Origin of the sequence: Bacillus sp. NMCC46 (assembly GCF_002998465.1) — a bacterium.
GTDB lineage: Bacteria > Bacillota > Bacilli > Bacillales > Bacillaceae > Bacillus.
This window is the reverse complement of record NZ_PVQZ01000006.1, coordinates 241,115-261,667: the sequence shown is the minus strand read 5'-3', so window position 1 is coordinate 261,667 and position 20,553 is coordinate 241,115. Positions and strand designations below refer to the sequence as shown.

Below are 20,553 nucleotides of genomic sequence, written 5' to 3'. Positions count from 1 at the left end.
ATTTTCTGATTATCGAGCTGTTTCTTTCAGAATGGCTTGATAGAGATAGTCTGTTGGCGTGAGGCCACATACTTCTTCCAGCACACCTTCAATGCCTTTTTCTTTTCTTAATGCCTGCAAACGAACCGCTTCTTCGTCTTCGGCAAAGTCATAAGCGAGAGCTGCAGCGATACCTTTGATTAAGTACACTGGCTGTTTGATCTTTTTCGCTGGACCGATTAAACGGTCGTCTGCTCCCAGCTTTCTAAGAGGAGAACGTGCGACACGAGTGACTTCGTCGGAGATAAAAGCATTTTCGAATCGTTTGATGTTTTTTTGAATATAGGCATCATGTTCTTCTTTCTGAAAGCCATATGTGTCGATTAAATAACTGCCTGTTTCACGAAGTGCTCCTTCAATAACTCGGCGAATCTCTGGTGTATCGACGGCTTCTTTAATCGTTTGAACGCCTTGCTGATACCCGACATAAGCAGCTAGTGCATGCCCTGTGTTGACAGTAAAGAGTTTGCGCTCAATATACGGCGTCAAATCTTTTACAAAGGTTGCTCCTTCAATCTGAGGAACGTCACCAATAAAGCCAGTCTCATCAATGACCCACTCGAAAAAAGGCTCAACTGATACTTTCAGAATGTCCTCATGGTGCTGAATCGGAACAATGCGGTCCACAGCAGCGTTTGGAAAACCAACTGTTTGTGACAACGCTTCTTGTTCCTCTTCTGTTAAATGAGAGAAAACGGCTTCTTTTAAATGAGAGCTGCCTCCAATCATATTTTCACATGCCACGATGTTGATGATATGGTCAGGCTTTTTCTGTTTTAATCCTTCAGCAATCGATGAAGCTATGATCTTCAAAACGGCTGGTCCAACAGCTGTTGTAATTAAATCGGCTGATGCGACGGCCTCTGTTAATGCCGCTGTGTCTTGTGCAGAATTGATCGCTTTAACTGGGCCGACTACTTCTTGTTTTTGACCCGGCGCTGCGAGTTCAACCGTGTATTCTCCTCTTTCATTCAGCTCGTTGATGACCGCTTCATTTACATCGGTAAAGACAAGCTCAAAGCCTGATGTTTTTAACAAAGATCCGATAAACCCTCTGCCGATATTTCCTGCTCCAAAATGAAGTGCCTTCATGTTAGTTCACCTCGTTAAAAATGGCGATCAGTTCATCCTGATCCTTTGCATGGATGATGCGTTCTACATTTTCTTCTTCTGAACAGACAATCGCAATTTGAGAAAGAATATCAAGGTGTTCGTTGTTTTTACCAGCGATGCCAAAGACAACTTTGGCGATATTTCCTTCTCCGTATTCAACACCTTCTGGAATTTGAATGATGGAAATCCCAGAATGAAGGACAGCCGCTTTCGCATCCTCTGTTCCATGAGGAATCGCAATCCCGTTGCCCATAAATGTAGATGAGATATTTTCTCTTTCAAACATTTTGTCAACATAATCACTTGTGACATAGCCGTTTGCCACTAGGACCTCGCCCGCTTTTTTAATGGCTTCTTCTTTTGAGCCTGCTTGTTCGTTTAGAAAAATATTGTCTTTTGAAAGTACTTGTTTCATGAATGATCACACACCTTTTTTTAGAATGGAAAATCAGAAAAACAACCAAAACGGGGAGTTCAATAAAGAAAAATTGAACTCAACCCGTTTCGTCATGTTATTTTTTCAATTTCTCAATCAGCTCATCGTATTTCGGGCTGTTTAAGAAATTATCAACTGAGATATGCACAGCGCCCGGCAGTTTCGCCTTGGCTCTGTCTGTTAAATCTTTATGAGTAAAGACCACATCGGCGTCATCTGGGATGTTGCTGATGGATGTGTTTGTCACATCAATATCAAGCTCTGCCTTTTTGACTTTATTCTTTAAGATGGATGCGCCCATCGCACTTGAGCCCATTCCTGCATCGCAGGCAAAGATGATTTTGTTCACGTCATCTGGATTGACATCACTTGGAGATGCTGCTTGCTCATTTGCTTCAGCATCTTCTTTTTGAGCTGTGAGAGCAGCAGCTGCTGCGCTTTTCTTCCCTTTCATGTCCTGCATCTTTTCTGTTGCTGCTGTTAGATCCTCATCAACAGCTTTTGAAGCCTTCAAAATCACAGAAGCGACAAGGAATGATACGACGGCTGCCACGACAACACCTGCAAGAACGGCAAGGTGTCCGCCTTTTGGTGACATCAGCATGAGGGCGATAATACTTCCTGGTGACGGCACAGCCTTTAAGCCTGCATTTAACAGGGTAAAGGTCAGAACGCCGCTTGCTCCCCCTGCAATCACCGCCAAAATGAGCTTTGGTTTCATTAAGATGTACGGGAAGTAAATCTCATGAATTCCTCCTAAGAATTGAATGACAATCGCACCCGGTGCAGACTGTTTCGCATTTCCTCTACCAAAGAACATGTACGCAAGTAGAACACCTAACCCTGGTCCTGGGTTTGTTTCAAGCAAGAACAGAACGGACTGCCCTGTCTTTGCCGCTTGCTCCACCCCTAAAGGACCTAAAATTCCTTGATTAATCGCATTGTTTAAGAACAAGACTTTCGCTGGTTCAATGAAAATACTTGCCAGCGGAAGCAAATGTGCATTCACAATGATATCTACACCAGCTGCAAGGGCTTTATTTAGACCAAGTACCACTGGGCCGATGGCGTAGAAGGCAATCGCGACAAGAATGGCACCTAGAATCCCTGCCGTAAAGTTATTCACAAGCATCTCAAAGCCCGATTTGATTCGATCTTTGAACAGCTGATCAATTTTCTTAATCAAGTAACCGCCAAGTGGTCCCATGATCATGGCACCTAAAAACATTGGAATGTCCGAACCGACAATGACCCCAATCGTCGCGGTTGCACCGAGTACCCCGCCTCGATGGTCGTATACGAGCTTACCGCCTGAGTAACCGATTAAGAGCGGCAGTAAGTAGTTGATCATTGGACCAACAAGTGAAGCTAATTGTTCATTTGGCAAATAGCCACTCGGAATGAACAATGCCGTAATGAGTCCCCAAGCGATAAATGCTCCAATATTCGGCATAATCATGCCGCTTAAATAGCTTCCAAAGCGCTGTACTTTTACGCGGAATCCGCTTTTTTCCTGCATCTATGAAAACTCCTTTCTTCTCTCCCTTTATTCAGGGCTTTATAGGTCAAAAGATATAATAATAAGTGTCAGTGAAGCCCTTAACCTTATCGTAAAACGCTTTCACTTTCCCTTCAATTGAAACTAAATGTCACTTTGTCACTTAGTGTGTGACAAAATTGAAATATGATGTGAATTCTCTGTCAGAGCATAGGACAAATGGAGTAAAAAGGTTGACGTGCCGTGGTTTTGATGCAAAATTCATTGGAATTTCACAACTTTCAAATAGTCTCTTCTTGTTTCCTCTTCTTAAATCGAATAGGCTTATACATGATCAAACCTATTCAATCAAGAAATGTCTGCGCAGACATGACACAGAAAAAGTGAACCATCTTGCTGTTTGTTTCGTTTACCTTTTAGAGTGAGCGGCACAATAGGAGGAGCGGTTTTTTCTGTGACTCACAGTTTACTGCCGCTTTCTTTCTGATACATGAGACATTTTCATAGGTAGAAAGGCGGTTATTCACTTGTTGAAACATAGTAAGTGGCTTCTGCTCCTTATCGTCACGTTGGCTTTTTTCATTCCAAAGGAAGCATTTGCTCATGCATACGTCGTCAGCTCGAATCCAGAGGCAAATGAAGAGCTGGAGAAGCAGCCTCCTTCGGTCTCTATCACATTTAGTGAAGGAATCGAAAGCGGATTTCATGCCATTAAGGTGCTCAATGCAAAAGGTGATCGTGTGGATAAGGGAGATACGGTCATTAAAGATCAAAAAATCATGGAAGCTGCTTTAAAAAAGGATTTACCAAAAGGAATATATACCATTCAGTGGAATGCGGTTTCAGCAGACGGACACTCTGTCTCTGGCATGATCCCGTTTAGTATTGGCAAAGCGGATGGCGGCTTTGACCAATTAGATCAAGGTCAAACGAATGAATCCATCGATGTTGCCTCGACCATTGATAAAGCCTTACTTTATACATCGTTTAGCTTATTTCTCGGGACCATTTTGTTTGGACTGTTTTGGTTTAAAACATCCATTTCACCTGTATTAGCGAAACGAATGAAGAGGCTTTTGACTTTGTCACTGATCATGATGGGCGGAGCACTCGTGTTCCAGCTGCCAATTCAAACAAAATCAGCGGCAGACGTGTCCTTTTTGGGGGCATTTCAACCATCGCTCTTACAAGAAACCATTGCGTCGACTTCTGGCGGCAGTTTGTGGATGATGCTCATGGTGTCATTTGTTCTTCTGACCATTTGGAGCATAGTCGCGATGAAAAAAGGGGTTTTTACTTCTTTTCGGGTATGGTTGTTTCCACTGCTCCTATTCGCAGTGCTTCTCTGGCTGAAAGCACAAATCGGACATCCAGCAGCAACAGATAATAAAATACTGACAACGTCCCTTGATTTCATCCATCTCGTTTCTGCATCGATCTGGGTCGGTGGTTTAACAGCCATTGTGCTTTTATTGCTGAAGAAGCTGCCAAATGAAGATCAGCCGCTCATACGGAGTACGTTAACAGCGTTTCACCCTTGGGCGATGCTCTCTGTTGGACTCATTGTGTTTTCAGGATTTGTGAATGCCATCTTCATTTTGCAATCGTTTGATGCTCTTTTCGAATCAGCGTATGGACGAACCTTTTTAATCAAGCTTGGTTTATTTATCTTGATGGGCCTTCTAGGACTTGTCCATTACTTGATGCTGAGATGGGAAAAGAAACAGAAACAAAACGTTTCGTTACGAGCTGAGTGGATCATCGGAATCGCCATTTTGTTATTAACGGCTGTGTTCACCAATATTCCGAGCCCTCCTCCGCCTGCACCTGAGCCATTCTTTGGCGCAAACCAGGTCGAGCATCGTGACATTGTGTCCATGAGCATTACCCCGAATGCCCCGGGAAAAAACACATTCGAAGTCGCATTTACGAAGAAGGATGGACAAACGATTACTGATATTCAATCTGTGACAGCCAAGATCCATAAAGTCGCCTTATTCGGTGAAGAGAAACCGAGTGAATTTCAGCTGAAACGATTAAAAAATGGTCATTTCTCTGCTGAAAATCTCTTGTTAAATGAAAAAGGCACTTGGAAAATTGAAATCCATGCGTTAACTGGTTCTTTTGAAAATATCGATACCACATTTATTAGAAGAAACTAAAAGGAGTTCATACCATATGAAAAAATACGTTAAAGCTTTATTACCAATGCTTCTCGCTTCATTTTTATTGGCGATTCCTGTGAGTGCTCATGTCACAGTCAAGCCTGATACGTCTGCGACAAATGCGTGGGAAACCTATACGTTAAAAGTTCCTTCTGAGAGTGACAGTCCAACGACTAAGGTTGTCGTGACAATACCTAAAGGCGTAGAATTCCAGCAATATGAGCCAGTCCCTGGATGGAAAACGTCAACTGAAGAAAAAGATGGCAAGGTGACAAGAGTGACTTGGGAAGCAACGGGTAAAGGCGTGCTTGCCGGACAGTTCCAGCAATTCGTTTTTGTAGCGAAAAACCCTGAAAAAGCAGGTGAAGCTGCATGGGATGCATATCAATATTATAAGGATGGAACGGTCGTTGAATGGACAGGCGATAAAGATGCTGATAAGCCGCATTCGATCACAAACATTGTGGCATCTAATACGGTAACGGATTCACATGGACAAGAAAAACCAAAAGAAGAAAAGGCATCTGAAACAGCCTCCAACTCTTCCTCACCACTTGTGCTAGGGTTGTCCATTGCTGCTCTAGTCGTAGCACTGATTGCGCTTGGGCTTGCTTTTAGAAAGAAATAATTGATTCGTAAGCGATCGTTTTCACGGAAACGATCGCTTTGTTTCTTTCCACCTTGAACACGAGATCATTTTTCCAACCTATTATTACCAATATAGGATTGAATAGGATGGTGGCGCGTGCCATAATGAGACACATGACCACCTAGGAGGCTATGAGATGAACCATTTAATTATATTTGCTCATCCCCAGCAAAGCTTAAATCAAACCTTATTAGATCTTGTTGTCAGCACTCTTTTGAACAATGGTCATGAAGTGACTGTTCGTGATGTCTATGCTCTTGGTTTTTCGCCAGAGCTAAGCATGTTGGAAAAGGCTGCGATCAAAGGGGGTGATGTCCCAATTGCCATTCAAACAGAGCAGAAGCTGATTCAGCAAGCAGATGTCCTAACGTTTATTTTTCCCATTTGGTGGACAGGCTTACCCGCTATGCTAAAGGGCTATGTAGAACGCGTTTTTTCTGAGGGCTTCGCTTATCAAATCAATGAGCATGGGGCTATTGAAAACCTGCTTCGGCACAAAAAAGGTGTCATTATCAACACGCATGATGCTCCAAGGACCTTTCTTGACTCTAAGCGGATCGTTTCCGCCTCCCATCGCATGACAACAGATACAGAAGTCTTCAATTTTATTGGTGTTGAGCCTGTTGAACGACTTTTGTTCAGCAGCATGGAGCAGGCACCAGCAGATTACATCCACGAAATTCTAAAAGAAACAAAAGAAACGGTGGAGCAGCTTTTTCCGCCGGCTGTTTAACATAAAAAAGACTGCCAAGATTCCTCAGGCAGTCTTTTTCACGTCTATTCGTCTAAACCAATGGATACATATTTGGTTTCTAAATAGGGTTCGATGCCTTCGATGCCGCCTTCACGGCCAATTCCGCTTTCTTTCATTCCTCCGAATGGTGCTTGAACAGCCGATGGACCGCCATCATTCCAGCCGATTATCCCGTAATCAAGATTCTCTGACATGTAAAGTCCGTTTCGATAATTTTCTGTAAAGAAATAAGCTGCAAGACCAAAAGGTGTATCGTTCGCTAATTCAATCGCTTCATCTAGCGTTTTGAACGTCGTAATCGGCGCCACTGGCCCAAAGGTTTCTTCATGCATAATGTTCATTGAAGGGTCTACATGTGTGAGAACCGTTGGCTGGACAAAATAATACGACTTTTCATCATCGAAATGCGTATCTCCGCCGACAAGAATTTTCGCTCCTTTATCGACTGCATCTTGAATTTGGCCGACAATTTTATCAAAGCCGCGCTTATTGATAATTGGGCCGATGGATGTGCCTTCTTCAAAGCCATTTCCCACTTTCAGCTTTTCTACTTCTTTGCTGAAGCCTTGAGCAAATGCTTCATGAATGTCTTCATGTACAATTAAGCGGTTGGCACAGACACAGGTTTGTCCTGCATTACGGAACTTAGATGCCACTGCTTGTTTGACAGCTAGTTCAAGATTGGCATCTTTGTCTACGATGAGCGGAGCATGACCGCCAAGCTCCATTGATACGTGCTTGACTGTACTCGCACTGTTTTTGATCAGATGCTTTCCGACTGGCGTTGAGCCTGTGAACGTGATTTTGCGAATCAATGGACTATCTGTGAATATTTCACCGACTTCTTTTCCATCTCCAACCACCCATTGCAGTGCATCCTCTGGAATTCCAGCTTCGTGGCCTAATTTCACAAGTTCAATAGCCGTCATCGGCGTGTCTTCAGCAGGTTTCACAATAAACGTACAGCCCGCTGCAAGTGCTGGTGCAGCCTTTCTCGTGATCATGGCTGCTGGGAAATTCCACGGTGTAATGGCCGCAACAGGACCAACTGGCTGCTTTGTGACAAAAAGGCGTTTGTTCGTCGTATGTGACGGAATGGTTCTGCCGTATATCCGTTTGGCTTCCTCTGCGTACCATTCAATGTATCCAGCTGCATAGACGATTTCGCCTAATGCTTCTTGATACGGCTTCCCGTTTTCTTCCGTGATGATTTTCGCGAGCCTTTCTTTATGTTCAATCATGAGGTCAAACCACTTGCGAATGATATTGGCACGTTCATGCGCAGACATTTTTGCCCATGCTTTGAATGCTTTGTGTGAGCGGGTAATGGCGTCTTCGATCTGTTCTTTTGTATGCTGAGCAACTGAAGCAATTTCTTCTCCTGTTGCAGGATTATACACTTTGAGTTCGTTTGTCATGCTCTACCGTCTCCTTCGTTCTTGGATTCATTACATATAGTATATACCCAATGAGTGCCCAACCTAAAAGCAATATCCATTCAGCTGGCCATGATAAGGAGGCCGGCATTCCTGGAAAATAAAATGAAAGAAAAAGGAGACTCAGCCCGATAGCTAAAACGCCTGTCGTCCGCCAATACTTAATGCGGTATGGACGCTCAAGCTCTGGTTCTGCTTTTCGAAGTCTCATAAAGGCAATGGACACTATTAAGTACCCAACGATAATTCCGACACCGCCCGCATTGACAATCCACACGAGGGCAGGACGCCCTAGTAATGGAGCAAAAAAAGCCAAAGCACCAAGAAATAAAATGGCATTTGTCGGCGTTTTATACTTTGGATGAATATACGCAAACCATTTGGAAATCATGCCTCTTTCCGCCATCGCATATAGAATACGGCTTGCACCGATGATAAAAGCATTCCAGCTCGTCACAATCCCTGCTACACCGCCAATGACAAGCACTGTTCCAAACGCCTGATGACCGAGCAGCTGCACCATCGCATCTGCTGTCGCCAATGAAGAGGCTTCAAGCTGTCCTTTTGACAGCCCCGCAGCTACCCCAAAGACAATAAGCAGATAAAATACGACCGCACTCACGATGGAGATAATTAATATTCTCCCAATGATTTTCTTTGGCGCATTAATCTCTGCTGCTACTTGCGGAATCACATCAAATCCAACGAATAAAAAAGGAATCATGACTAACACGGCCATAAGACCGCCAACCCCGCCTTGAAACATTGGCTCAAGGTTTGCAAAATCTCCATTAAATGTCGCGCCACCTAAAAGGAGAAAGCCTGTCAAAATAATCGCTACAGTGAACACAGACTGAAAAATGGCCGCAGGCTTTGCCCCAATGTAATTCAGTGCTGTTAAAAACAATGCACCACCAGATCCAATCAACACCCATGTGAAATAAACGTCCCATCCCCCTATATTCCATAGGAAGCCAACATGCTGTGTTGGAATGACATAATCAATAACTGTCGGCAAGGCAACAGCTTCAAACGTAATGACGGACACATAACCAAACAATACGCCCCATGCTGAGACGAACGCTGATTTCATCCCAAATGCCCGCTGGACAAAGACGAGCCCTCCTCCCGTCTCTGGAATTGCAGACGAAAGCTCAGCATACGTGAGTCCAATAAAGATGACGAGAATACCGCCGATGACAAAGGCGATGACACTGCCTAAAAATCCTGCTGTTAAAATCCAATCTCCCGAAAGTACAACCCAGCCCCATCCAAGCATTGCACCAATGGATAAAAACAGTACGTCAGACTGCGACATGGTTTTTGCCATTTGTTGTTTTTGCATACAACCATCCCCCTTTGTTGTTTAGCGTGCTTTGAAGGCGTCCTCGATGATCCCTAGTCCTTCATTCAGCAGCTCATCTGTGATGACAAGTGGTGTTAAGAAGCGAATAATATTCCCATTAATCCCTGCCGTTAATAAGAGCAGCCCGTGCTCATTTGCATATGCTGCAATCGCTGCGGCTGTTTTCTTATCTGGTGTACGCGTTTTTTGATCTTCCACAATTTCAATCGCCGCCATTGCCCCTAATCGGCGGACTTCTCCAATGAATGGATACGTTGTTCTCCAATCATTTGCTTTGTCCTCAATGACTTGTCCGATGTGCTCAGATCGTTGATTCAATTGTTCCGTTTCAATAATATCAAGAACCGCTAGTGCTGCCACACAGCCTAATGGACTTCCTGCATATGTCCCCCCGAGCTCACCTGGATCTGCCGCATCAAGTATTTCCTTTCTGCCTACTACACCGCTTAGCGGCAATCCAGCGGCAAGAGATTTTGACACCGTGATTAAGTCCGGCACTACATCAAAGTGCTCAATGGCAAAATATTTCCCTGTTCTCGCAAAGCCTGTTTGGATCTCATCTGCCACAAAGACAATCCCGTGCTGCTGACAGAATGAAGCAACGTGCTGTACAAAACGCTTCGATGGTACAATAAAACCGCCCTCCCCTTGGACTGGCTCCATGACCACACAAGCAACGGTTTCTGGTGCAACGGCTGCGACGAAGAATTGATTGAATTGATCAATGATGTACTCATCGTAGGCTGCATCGCTTAATCCTTCTGGCTTTTGATAGTAATAAGGGTACGGCGCTTGATACACCTCTGACGCAAATGGTCCGAACCCAAATTTATATGGCTTGACCTTGCTCGTCATGCTCATCGTCATATTCGTTCTGCCGTGAAAGCCTCTTGTAAACGACACAACGGCCTGTCTTTTCGTATATTTACGTGCAATTTTCACCGCATTTTCAACAGCTTCTGCACCTGAATTGAGAAAAATGGCTTTCTTGTCATGATCGCCTGGTGTGAGGCGGCATAGCTTCTCTGCCAATTCAATATACGATTCGTACATCATGACGTTGAATCCTGGGTGAATCAGACTGTCTGCCTGTGCTTTGACGGCTTCCACAACCTTTGGATGTGAATGGCCTACATTTAATGTACCGATAGCGCCTGCAAAATCGATAAAACGTTTCCCATCGATATCGAACAGCTCGGCTCCCTTCCCCTTCGCTGCAAGATGACGGTTGCCATTACTCACGCCTCTTGCGACGTATTGGTCTCTTTTCCCCTGCCATTCTTCTGTTGAAAAACGGTTTGTTGTCGTTTGACTCATTGTCATCCATCCCCTTTATGTCTTTTTTATTATTCTGAATATTTTTTGGTATGATAGAAAGTACCAATATCATTTTTTTCATGGTACCAGAGAGGAAGGAATGACGAGATGCTGACAATTCAACTAGACCAAACAGGGGCAAACGGATTTATTTATCATCAAATTTATACGAAAATTAAAGGTGAAATTTTAAACCGAAACCTTCAGCCGCACGATCAATTACCCTCAAAACGAGAGTTAGCCGATACATTAAACGTCAGCGTCAATTCAGTGAATGGCGCATATCAGCAGCTGCTTGCTGAGGGATATTTATATTCGGTTGAACGCAAAGGTTTTTTTGTGGAATCATTAGAAACGTTTCATGAGTCAGGTCAGCTGAAACCCTCTTCCCTTCCAGCAGATTTAAAGGAGGAGCCGATTGCACGGGACGACTGGTATTCCTTTTCACATATCTCTGTTGATACAGCCAATTTTCCATTTAAAAGCTGGCTGAAAAGTGAACAAAAGGCGATCAGTCTCCACCAAGAAGCCTTTGGTGAGCTTCCGCATCCACAAGGTGTGTACGAGCTTCGGGAAACGATTGCCCGGTTGATCGGGCTTGCGCGAGGGGTCAAATGCTATCCAGAACAGCTCATTTTAAGTGCAGGCACGCAGTCACTTATCCATTCTTTATCAAGCATTCTTCCAGCCGATCAAGTATACGGATTAGAAAACCCTGGCTATCGCCGGCTCTATCAAATGCTAAAAAACAATCATCACCGAATTGAAACGATTGGCATTGATCAAAAAGGGGTGCGGATGAGTGACATTCAGAAGAAAGAGCCGAATGTGTTGATCATTACCCCTTCACATCAGTTTCCGACTGGCGTCATCATGCCGATTTCACGGCGGATTCAGCTCTTAAACTGGGCAGCCGATCATCCCGGCCGTTATATCATTGAGGATGATTATGACAGTGAATTCAAGTATGGTACAGACAGCATTCCAGCGCTGCAAAGTTTGGATCGATATGACAAAGTCATTTATATGGGGACCTTTTCAAAGTCATTGCTGCCAGGCTTAAGGATAAGCTACATGGTGCTCCCGCAGCATTTATTGAGACGCTATAAGAAAGAACAGCACTTCTTCATTCAAACAGCCAACCTTTTTACACAATACACCCTTCTTCATTTTATAAAAGATGGGGCGTATCAGCGGCATATTAAGAGGATGAATGGTTTATATGAGGAAAAGCGGAAGCAGCTCATTGAAGAGCTCGACACGGTTTTTACTGACAATGTACGGATTATTGGGGAAAATGCTGGACTTCATTTTATCGCAGAGTTCCGCTCAAACCGCACGCAGCATGAGATTTTACAGCGAGCCAAAGAAAGAAAGCTTAAAATGTACGGGATGGACCGTTTTACCCTTGATGAGCAATTGCCGGGGCATCAGGAAGGCTTTGTTCCACTCGTCCTCGGCTTCTCTCATATGCGGCCAGAGGATATTGAGCCGGCGGTGAAAAGGCTGTATGAGTCGATTTATGGGAAATAAAACAGCCAGCTGCTTTACAGACAGCTGGCTTACCACCGCTCTTTATCTACGGCTAAAATGGATGACACGAGTCCAGGAAAAGCGGTCTCGATGTCTTCTTTTCTTAAAGAATAGTAGCGGTGTTTACCGTCAATTCTCACTTTCACGACGCCTGCCTCCCTCAGCACTTTGAAGTGATGAGAAAGCGTAGATTTGGCAATATTCATCTCATACGTACCGCATGTCCTCTCGCCCGCTTCTGCTAAGCAGCGGACAATTTCTAACCGGATTGGATCAGCCAATGCGTGCAGCACAGAAATCAGTCTTATGTCTTCTTGAGTTGGATGGATTGGATTATTCATACGATAAATGTATCGTATTTTGTGCCAACATACAATCTCATGACTCGCCTCATACAAAGTAACGATACATCCTTTGGAAACGACTATGACTATATAAAAGCTGTCTTGAAGGGAAGGACTGTCTATCAAGCAAATGTAGATTGGACCCATCAACTAACCGTCACTAAAGATCAGCAAGTAGGTGTCATTCAGAAAACAGCTGCCAAGAATTTTGATCACGGCACAGCTTCCAGGTTAAAAAAAGGGAAAGCTATATACTGTGTAAAGCAGCGAAAAGACCTTTTGATCGTCGAACTTAACGGACAGATCATCATATATGCCGCACATGCGGAAGGATAAAATACCTGTCATATAGATAGGTATTTTTTAAGTTTCTTTTCTTGTCATGGGTCATTGGTTTTGTTATCATTGCAAAAGTGACCACTCGGTTTCCATTGTGACCATATGGTTTTACCGATTCGGAAAGGACTTATGAAGATGAACGAAAAGCAAGAAGAGATTTTGCGGGTTTCAAAGAAATTATTTTCTCAAAAAGGCTATATGAGTGTCTCCATGCAGTCAATTGCCGATGCCTGTAAAATATCAAAAGCGTCTATTTATAAACTGTTTGATTCAAAGGAAGCTCTTCTATTAGAACTGATTAAATACAATCAGTGCAAAATGAGAGAGATTTCTCAGATCATTCATTCAGAAACGACGCTGTCCAAAAAGGAAAAATTCACAAAGAAGATCAAACTTGAGCTTGAAGAGTTTAAAGAGAATCATAAATTTTTGAATATGCTGTCCTTTGAAGCTTTTTCGCAGCATTCGCCCATTGTCATTAAGCATTTACGTGAGACACGCTCCATTATCATGCAGCGGCACAGAGACATTATTTTAAGCACATATGGTGAATCTGTCGCTCCTTATGTCTGGGATCTTGTGATCGTCCTCAACGGATTAATGAGAGAATTCATCTTAATGCTGGCGATTGAGCGCAAGAACATCCAATTAGAAAATGCCGCCGAAATGATTATCGGCGTGATGGACCGTGTGTCGAAAAAGCCTTGTTCCATTGAGCCTGTGTTAACAGATCAGCTGATGGACTCTTATTTGCTTTCTTCACAGGACGAATATGATGAAGAAAAGCTTGTCATCTCGTCCTTAACGAAGATCAAACAAGAGCTTCACGCACTGCCAAACGGAGAAGAAAAGGACGATCTCCTCTCTGCGTTTGAGCTGCTGAGCCAAGAATTATCAAAGGACCAACCGAGAACCTTTTTAATCAGCTCATTGCTCGATTATTTAGGTAAAAACAGCGCTTTATCACAAAACGTGTCACAGCTGAAAAGCATCATTCTATAGATAAAGAAGGGATAACATGAACCAATCAACAACATCGTATAATCGATCTGTGATTGTGGGGATTTTCCTCGTTGGGGCATTCGTCGCGATTTTAAACCAAACGCTCCTCATTCCAGCGATCCCACATATCATGGAGGAATTCAATATTGATGTCAGCAAGGGACAGTGGCTCACCACAGCCTTTATGCTGACAAACGGGATTCTCATCCCGATCACGGCTTTCTTAATCGAGAAATTTTCAAGCCGTTCTTTAGTTTTAACGGCGCTTAGCATCTTTACAGCCGGTACAATTCTTGCTTCATTTGCAACGAATTTCCCTGTATTACTTGCAGCGCGTATTGTGCAGGCAGCCGGCGCAGGGATTTTAATGCCGCTGATGCAAACGATCTTTTTAACCATTTTCCCGAAAGAAAAGCGCGGGCAGGCGATGGGCATGGTCGGTCTTGTCATTTCGTTCGCACCAGCGCTTGGGCCGACACTTGGCGGCTGGATTGTTGATTCCTTCAGCTGGAAGTTCTTGTTCTATATTGTTCTGCCAATCGGTATCATTGATCTCATTCTTGCTTTCTTCTTAATGAAAAATGTAACGCAGCAAAGAGAGACACGTATTGATGTTTTATCAGTCATCTTGTCGTCCTTCGGTTTCGGCGGGCTGCTTTACGGATTTTCTAGTGTCGGAACATATGGCTGGACGAGTGCCACTGTCCTCATATCGCTGATTGTCGGCGCTGTGAGCTTGTTCTTCTTTATTCTGCGCCAGTCGAATTTGACAAGACCGATGCTTGAATTTGGTGTCTTTAAGTTTGCGATCTTTAGCTTAACGACCTTCCTTGGGATGCTTGTCTTTGCTTTATTGATTGGGACAGAGACGATTCTGCCGCTCTATACGCAAAATGTCAGAGGATTGTCTGCTCTTGATACAGGACTGATCTTATTGCCTGGTGCTCTCTTTATGGGGCTCCTCTCACCAATTATTGGACGGATTTTTGATAAAGTCGGTGGAAAAGGGCTGGCATTAGGCGGGTTTACGATACTTACTGTTACTACCCTGCCATTTATGCTGCTCACCCTTGATTCATCCATCGCCCTCATTACGGTCGCCTACACGCTTCGCTTAATCGGGGTTGGGATGATCATGATGCCGCTGACAACCGCAGGTATTAACTCTTTACCGCCTCATTTGATCCCGCATGGGACAGCGATGAATAACACGATGAGACAAATGGGCGGCTCCATTGGGACGGCTGTGCTTGTCTCCATCATGAGCAGTTCTGCTGCAAATGCAGAATTAGCCAGCCCATTAAAATCAGCCGTTCACGGCATGAACACATCATTTATCGTGTCTGGTTTGATTGCGGTCCTTGGACTCGTCCTCTCTTTTTTCTTAAAGGAAAAACGCGAGAATAAAGTGATGAAGCAGGAGCTATCTTCCTCCTCATCTTCTTCATAAGAAAAGAGCTCGGCATATTGCCGGCTCTTTTTTCATATACTCACGCTATATCGTCCTCTCCAAAAGGACATTTGTATTTACAGCGAAGAAAAACCTTGATAATTTAAAGAAAAGAGTTGATAATAGGAACTATTCAATTTGTGAGAAAATTTTTACTATAGGAGATGTATGCATTGAAGGTCGTTAAATTTGGTGGCAGTTCACTTGCATCTGGCAAGCAGCTGCAAAAGGTATTTGACATTGTAACAGCAGATCCAGCTCGAAAAGCAGTCGTTGTTTCCGCACCAGGAAAACGGCATTCAACGGATACGAAGGTCACCGATCTATTAATTAGCTGCGGTGAGCAATATTTACGTTTAGGCGAAGCACACGATTTACAGGAAGCCGTCATCGAACGGTATGCCTCCATTGCGGATGAACTCGGATTAAGTCATGACGTGATTGACACCATCAGGCAAGATCTAGACGCCCTCTTACAGGCTGATTCGTCTCGTCCAGAGCGATATCTTGATGCCATCAAAGCAAGCGGTGAAGACAATAACGCAAAGCTCATTGCCGCCTATTTCCGCCATCAAGGTGTCGAAGCTCACTATGTGAATCCAAAGGAAGCTGGTTTATTTGTGAGCGATGAGCCTGGCCAAGCGCAAGTCCTTCCGGAGTCATATGATCATTTGTACAAATTAAGAGGGCGCTCTGGCATCATCATATTCCCTGGCTTTTTTGGCTTTAGCCTATCGGGAGATATTGTCACCTTTTCTCGCAGCGGCTCCGATATTACCGGTTCCATTTTAGCAAACGGTTTGAAGGCAGAAGTGTATGAAAACTTTACAGATGTGGATGCTGTTTACGCTGTTAATCCAACGATCGTTCATGAGCCGAAGGAGATTACAGAGCTGACGTACCGGGAAATGCGCGAGCTGTCCTATGCTGGTTTTTCTGTGTTCCATGATGAAGCACTCATTCCAGCCTTCCGTGCAGGCATTCCTGTGCAAATTAAAAACACCAATAATCCCTCGGCAAAAGGCACAAAAATCGTGAACCAGAGAGATCATACAAATGGACCAGTTGTCGGAATCGCCTCAGACAGCGGATTTTGCAGCATTTATATTAGCAAGTATTTGATGAACCGAGAAGTCGGTTTTGGACGCAAGGTGCTGCAAACACTAGAGGAATATGGGCTTACGTATGAACACGTCCCTTCTGGCATTGATGATATGAACATTATTTTAAGACAGGATCAGCTGGAGGAGCAGCATATTGAACAAGAGCTGCTCGACCGCTTGAAGCTCGTGCTTGATGCAGATGAGGTCGTTTTAGAGCCGAATCTCTCACTCATTATGGTTGTAGGAGAAGCGATGCGTCACAATGTTGGAACCACAGCAAGAGCGGCAGAGGCGCTGTCAAAAGCGAAGGTCAATATTGAAATGATCAATCAAGGCTCTTCAGAGGTCAGCATGATGTTTGGCGTCAAAGCGGCTCAAGAAAAAGAAGCCGTGCAAGCGTTGTATGAGGAATTTTTCTCTATGTCTACCGTCCCTGTCTCCCTTTAACCAGCAGACTGCCAGATCTCAGGATCGGCAGTCTTTTTTGTTCTCGCCCGATTCACATGAATTTGCGCATTAAAATATATCTATTTCTCGTTTCATTTTGTATGATAGAGACAAATCAACTATTGTTCCGGTCTATGATCGGAGCTACAAGGAGTCCTAAAACAATGCCTCGTCAACAACTATTAAAACAGTTTCGCAATTTTCATGATGCTTCTACGAGTATTTTAAACATGATGAGTCAATTCACTGATGTGAATACACTGTTTATTGCTAAAAACGATCAAACCACCAATCAGATTGTCAAGGTGCTAAATCATGACGAGCAGCTTCTTGAAGAAGGAGAAGAAATTCCTTACGAGAAGACATTTTGCAAGCTGGCGGTCGATCATCAGGATACGCTTGTGATCCCTGATATATCATTGGATGATCGTTCTAAATACTTAGAAGTCACGAAACGTCTTCAAGGCGGATCATTCATTGGAGTACCGATTGATTTTACAGATGGTACGAACTACGGAACGATTTGCGGGCTTGATCTAAGGCCGCAGCAATTCACAGAAGAACACGTGCATATGTTTGAAACGATGGCTTCTTTATTAAGCTACGTCCTCGAACTCGACCGTGCCAACCGGCAGATTCAGCAATTATCTGTACCGATCGTCCCTGTTGTTGACGGTGTCGCCGTGCTTCCTCTCCTAGGTGATATCGAAGAGACACGTGCTCAGCATATTTTAGAAACCATTTTACAGGAAAGCTACAGACTGTCGCTCTCTCATTTGGTCATTGATGTATCGGGAACAAAACGCCTGAATGAACAGAGCATTCAATATTTGGTCAGCTATGCACAAACGCTGAAACTTTTAGGAATTTCGGCTGTTTTAACAGGAATTAAACAAGATCTTGCTCTAAGTGCGATTCAGTCGAATATTTCATTTAAAGACATCACCATCCGGAAAGACTTGCCGCAGGCACTTGCTCATATTGGCTTGACGTTTACTAAAATGGAATAAGAAATGATACACAAAAAAGGGCTAAATAAATTTTAGCCCTTTTCTTCTTTTTAAATCATGCCAGCAGCTGCAAATAAGAAGAATCGTTTCCGTCTTCAATAACTTGTAAAATCTGCTGTGCATGTGATGCGTCTGTGACACTGTTTAATTTTTGCATGATGTCTTCTTTCGATAGTGCATGGCCTGGTGCTCCCCGCGGAAGATCGACTCGTTTGCTAAAGGTGGTGCCATCAGATAAGGTAAGCTTCACAATCGTAAAGCGACCTTTTGGGACAGCCTCTGGATGGGGTTCTGTCGTTTGATCATATTCTCTGCTGACCCGCTTCATCCATGTGCGCATGTCTGATGGAATGGTTTTTTTCGTAAAGGCATCCAGCGTAAGCGTCTGTCCAAATACGGCAAGTGCGATGACGTATTCGACACTGAATCGTCCTTCTTCGCCCGTCAAAGGTGTCCGCTCAATAAGCGCTGCATCTCCGCCAGGCGGGAATAGGACCTCTGCTTGTTTCACCTGATCCGATAAGAAAGTATGCTCTTCCATTAAGGATAGAATCGCATCTGCTGCATGATGCGCTGCTGAGCAGAACGGGTATACTTTGAACCACAGCCCCGGCGAGACAATACGCCACGCTATACCATACTCCTCTAGTAAACGATTTTCCGCCAGCTCCTGATCTCCATAGAGAGAAAAGAAACCAAGCGTACCATCAAGAACCGATTCATTCCCGCCAAAACCTGAACAAGCTAAGTCCATAGACCAGACGGCTGTTTTAGCCGCTAAGCCGGCTTGTAATGGTTTCATATCAGAGCCGAACTGCTTTCTCATTCCGGCTGATTGCGCTCCGGCAAAGCCGATTGCCTTCGCCAGCTCTTCCTGCGAGACTTGTTTTAAATACCCAATGGCACATACTGCTGCAATGGCTCCGAGGGTTCCGGTATTATGCCAGCCCCGCTCATAATGCGCCTTGCCGATGGATTCGCCAAGCCTTGCCATCACTTCAACGCCTGTAATGTAGGCTGCTAAAAATCGATCACCATACCCTTTGCTGTCTGTCAGCTGTGAAAGCAATGCTGGGATGATCACCGCACTGGGATGTCCTCTCACATCTGAGTGCACATCATCATAATCAAGGGCGTGGATCAAGTAGCCGTTCAGCATGGCTGCGGCTTGACGGCTGACCTTCTTCCCTTGTCCAATGACAGGAATTTGAGCGGCTCCGCCTTCTTGTTCCACAAGTGCCATGAGCTTTTGAATTCCTTCATCCTCTTTCGCAGCAAGCGCCGCCGCCGCAGCATCTAACAGACCATTTCGAGCCATTTCTACCGCCCGCTGATCTTGAAGTGGATCAGCTACAAGCACAGCCTCTGCCAATTTTTTTGTTAGTTCCATGATCGTGACTCCAATGCCTGAACAGCAAGCTCGGAAAAGAAGGCAGCGGCAACAGGGAGTGCTTCTTCATTTAATGTAAAGGCAGGGTGATGCCATTCCTCGGTACCGCTTGTCCCCATCCATACGAAAAAGCCTGGAATGTGTTCTTGATAAAGGGCAAAATCTTCTCCGCCCGGTGACTGCTCTGCCTGCGCTACATTTAAGTGAAGCGAACCAGCCGTTTCTTCTACCACCTTTGTCAAACGCTCGTCATTCAACACAGAAGGCAAATACGGATGCCATTTCACTTCGCCTTTTGCCCCAAATCCTTCGGCAATCCCACTCACGATTTGTTTCATGAGATCTGGAATCATCGCTCTCACTTCAGGCTCAAACGTCCGAACGGTTCCTTCCATCTCAACACGATCAGGAATCACATTCCATGAAGTACCGCCTTGAATGCGTGTGATACTGACTACTGCATGATGCAATGAGCTGATGCGGCGGCTGACGATTTGCTGAAGAGCACTTGTGATCTGCCCGCTGATGGCAATCGGGTCCACCGTGTGATTCGGAATACCTGCATGGCCACCTGTTCCTTTAATATCGATTTCAAATCGGTCAACACTTGCCATTAATGCTTTTTCTCTAATACCAATGGTGCCTACTGGCAGATCAGGTTTGTTGTGCATACCAAAAATCGCATCCACTCCATCTAATACGCCTGCCTCTATGACGTGTTTCGCTCCTTGCGCGACTTCCTCAGCCGGCTGGAACAAAATGCGGACCGTTCCTTTGATCTCGTGTTTCCGCTCTTTCAATAAAAGAGCCGCTCCAAAAATAGAAGCTGTATGGAAATCATGACCGCATGCATGCATTTTCCCAGGTACCTTTGAGGAAAATGGTTCGCCTGATGCTTCTTCAATCGGAAGTGCATCAATATCAGCTCTCAGGGCAATCGTTGGTCCCTCTTGTTCTCCTTTGATTTCACAGACGATTCCTGTTTGAAGAGCTGGAAAATCGAGTACGGTGATCCCTTCCTCTTCTAACCAGCTGCGCAGTTTTTTTGTCGTTTCATATTCTTCAAATGCCAGCTCTGGATGTTCATGAAGCGCTCGGCGAATGTTAATTAAACGTTTGTTTAAAGCTTCATTTCCTATTGATTTCACTGATACTCACCCCT

At 44.4% G+C, this 20,553-nt stretch carries 18 protein-coding genes; 9 read left to right on the top strand and 9 right to left on the bottom strand.

All coding sequences use genetic code 11. The features are described from left to right. Nucleotides 1–9 precede the first annotated feature (9 nt). The 3 genes from C6Y01_RS16600 to C6Y01_RS16590 form a co-directional block, all read right to left on the bottom strand. Nucleotides 10–1,131, bottom strand: coding sequence for a mannitol-1-phosphate 5-dehydrogenase (locus C6Y01_RS16600; protein ID WP_106038526.1), 1,122 nt, complete (start codon nucleotides 1,129–1,131; stop codon nucleotides 10–12). 1 nt (nucleotide 1,132) lies between these two features. Continuing rightward, the gene (locus tag C6Y01_RS16595; RefSeq protein ID WP_034664060.1) at nucleotides 1,133–1,567 is read right to left on the bottom strand and encodes a PTS mannitol transporter subunit IIA; all 435 of its coding nucleotides are present in this window, start codon (nucleotides 1,565–1,567) and stop codon (nucleotides 1,133–1,135) included. Nucleotides 1,568–1,664: 97 nt separating this feature from the next. Next, nucleotides 1,665–3,107: a PTS mannitol transporter subunit IIBC gene (locus tag C6Y01_RS16590; RefSeq protein WP_106038525.1), complete on the bottom strand. Its 1,443-nt coding sequence runs from the start codon at nucleotides 3,105–3,107 to the stop codon at nucleotides 1,665–1,667. Nucleotides 3,108–3,613: 506 nt separating this feature from the next. Between C6Y01_RS16590 and C6Y01_RS16585 the strand changes: the two genes are divergently transcribed. The 3 genes from C6Y01_RS16585 (at nucleotide 3,614) to C6Y01_RS16575 (ending at nucleotide 6,633) form a co-directional block, all read left to right on the top strand. Continuing rightward, nucleotides 3,614–5,248 (top strand): copper resistance CopC/CopD family protein, encoded by a 1,635-nt coding sequence (locus C6Y01_RS16585; protein ID WP_106038524.1) that lies wholly within the window; start codon nucleotides 3,614–3,616, stop codon nucleotides 5,246–5,248. A 16-nt stretch (nucleotides 5,249–5,264) separates the two neighbouring features. Then, nucleotides 5,265–5,879: a YcnI family copper-binding membrane protein gene (locus C6Y01_RS16580; protein ID WP_034664065.1), complete on the top strand. Its 615-nt coding sequence runs from the start codon at nucleotides 5,265–5,267 to the stop codon at nucleotides 5,877–5,879. A 157-nt stretch (nucleotides 5,880–6,036) separates the two neighbouring features. Next, on the top strand, nucleotides 6,037–6,633 hold the full coding sequence (locus tag C6Y01_RS16575; protein ID WP_106038523.1) for an NAD(P)H-dependent oxidoreductase: 597 nt from the start codon (nucleotides 6,037–6,039) through the stop codon (nucleotides 6,631–6,633). 44 nt (nucleotides 6,634–6,677) lie between these two features. Here C6Y01_RS16575 and C6Y01_RS16570 read toward each other — a convergent pair whose 3' ends face one another. The 3 genes from C6Y01_RS16570 to gabT are packed head-to-tail and all read right to left on the bottom strand — an operon-like array spanning nucleotide 6,678 to nucleotide 10,773. Beyond that, nucleotides 6,678–8,072 carry an NAD-dependent succinate-semialdehyde dehydrogenase gene (locus tag C6Y01_RS16570; protein WP_106037096.1) on the bottom strand — a complete coding sequence of 465 codons (1,395 nt, stop codon included), beginning with the start codon at nucleotides 8,070–8,072 and terminating at the stop codon, nucleotides 6,678–6,680. Then, nucleotides 8,047–9,435, bottom strand: a complete 1,389-nt coding sequence (locus C6Y01_RS16565; protein ID WP_034664075.1) for an APC family permease — start codon at nucleotides 9,433–9,435, stop codon at nucleotides 8,047–8,049. The genes C6Y01_RS16570 and C6Y01_RS16565 overlap by 26 nt, the downstream gene beginning before the upstream one ends. Nucleotides 9,436–9,456: 21 nt before the next feature. Further along, nucleotides 9,457–10,773, bottom strand: coding sequence for a 4-aminobutyrate--2-oxoglutarate transaminase (gabT, locus tag C6Y01_RS16560; protein WP_106038522.1), 1,317 nt, complete (start codon nucleotides 10,771–10,773; stop codon nucleotides 9,457–9,459). Between the two features lie 108 nt (nucleotides 10,774–10,881). Between gabT and gabR the strand changes: the two genes are divergently transcribed. Further along, nucleotides 10,882–12,306 carry a MocR-like transcriptional regulator GabR gene (gene gabR / locus C6Y01_RS16555; RefSeq protein ID WP_106038521.1) on the top strand — a complete coding sequence of 475 codons (1,425 nt, stop codon included), beginning with the start codon at nucleotides 10,882–10,884 and terminating at the stop codon, nucleotides 12,304–12,306. A gap of 29 nt (nucleotides 12,307–12,335) precedes the next feature. On the opposite strand, the gene C6Y01_RS16550 is transcribed toward gabR, so the two are convergent. Then, the gene (locus C6Y01_RS16550; protein WP_034664461.1) at nucleotides 12,336–12,647 is read right to left on the bottom strand and encodes an ArsR/SmtB family transcription factor; all 312 of its coding nucleotides are present in this window, start codon (nucleotides 12,645–12,647) and stop codon (nucleotides 12,336–12,338) included. A gap of 39 nt (nucleotides 12,648–12,686) precedes the next feature. On the opposite strand from C6Y01_RS16550, the gene C6Y01_RS16545 reads away from it, so the two are divergent. The 5 genes from C6Y01_RS16545 to C6Y01_RS16525 all read left to right on the top strand — a co-directional run bounded on the left by C6Y01_RS16545 (nucleotide 12,687) and on the right by C6Y01_RS16525 (nucleotide 18,001). Continuing rightward, complete coding sequence (locus C6Y01_RS16545) at nucleotides 12,687–12,986, top strand: hypothetical protein (protein WP_223249957.1); 300 nt, start codon at nucleotides 12,687–12,689, stop codon at nucleotides 12,984–12,986. Nucleotides 12,987–13,124: 138 nt separating this feature from the next. Next, a complete protein-coding gene (locus C6Y01_RS16540) occupies nucleotides 13,125–13,991 on the top strand; it encodes a TetR/AcrR family transcriptional regulator (RefSeq protein WP_223249956.1) in 867 nt (288 codons plus the stop codon). A gap of 16 nt (nucleotides 13,992–14,007) precedes the next feature. Then, entirely contained in the window at nucleotides 14,008–15,441 is a 1,434-nt protein-coding gene (locus C6Y01_RS16535; protein ID WP_034664086.1) for an MDR family MFS transporter, read from the top strand. A 173-nt stretch (nucleotides 15,442–15,614) separates the two neighbouring features. Then, a complete protein-coding gene (locus tag C6Y01_RS16530; RefSeq protein WP_034664088.1) occupies nucleotides 15,615–16,991 on the top strand; it encodes an aspartate kinase in 1,377 nt (458 codons plus the stop codon). A 164-nt stretch (nucleotides 16,992–17,155) separates the two neighbouring features. After that, nucleotides 17,156–18,001, top strand: a complete 846-nt coding sequence (locus C6Y01_RS16525; RefSeq protein ID WP_034664090.1) for a GAF domain-containing protein — start codon at nucleotides 17,156–17,158, stop codon at nucleotides 17,999–18,001. Between the two features lie 55 nt (nucleotides 18,002–18,056). Here the strand turns inward: C6Y01_RS16525 and C6Y01_RS16520 are convergent, their stop codons facing one another. After that, nucleotides 18,057–19,391 (bottom strand): MmgE/PrpD family protein, encoded by a 1,335-nt coding sequence (locus tag C6Y01_RS16520; protein WP_106038519.1) that lies wholly within the window; start codon nucleotides 19,389–19,391, stop codon nucleotides 18,057–18,059. Beyond that, nucleotides 19,382–20,539, bottom strand: coding sequence for an amidohydrolase (locus C6Y01_RS16515; protein WP_106038518.1), 1,158 nt, complete (start codon nucleotides 20,537–20,539; stop codon nucleotides 19,382–19,384). Before C6Y01_RS16515 ends, C6Y01_RS16520 begins: the two co-directional genes overlap by 10 nt. Nucleotides 20,540–20,553 lie beyond the last annotated feature (14 nt).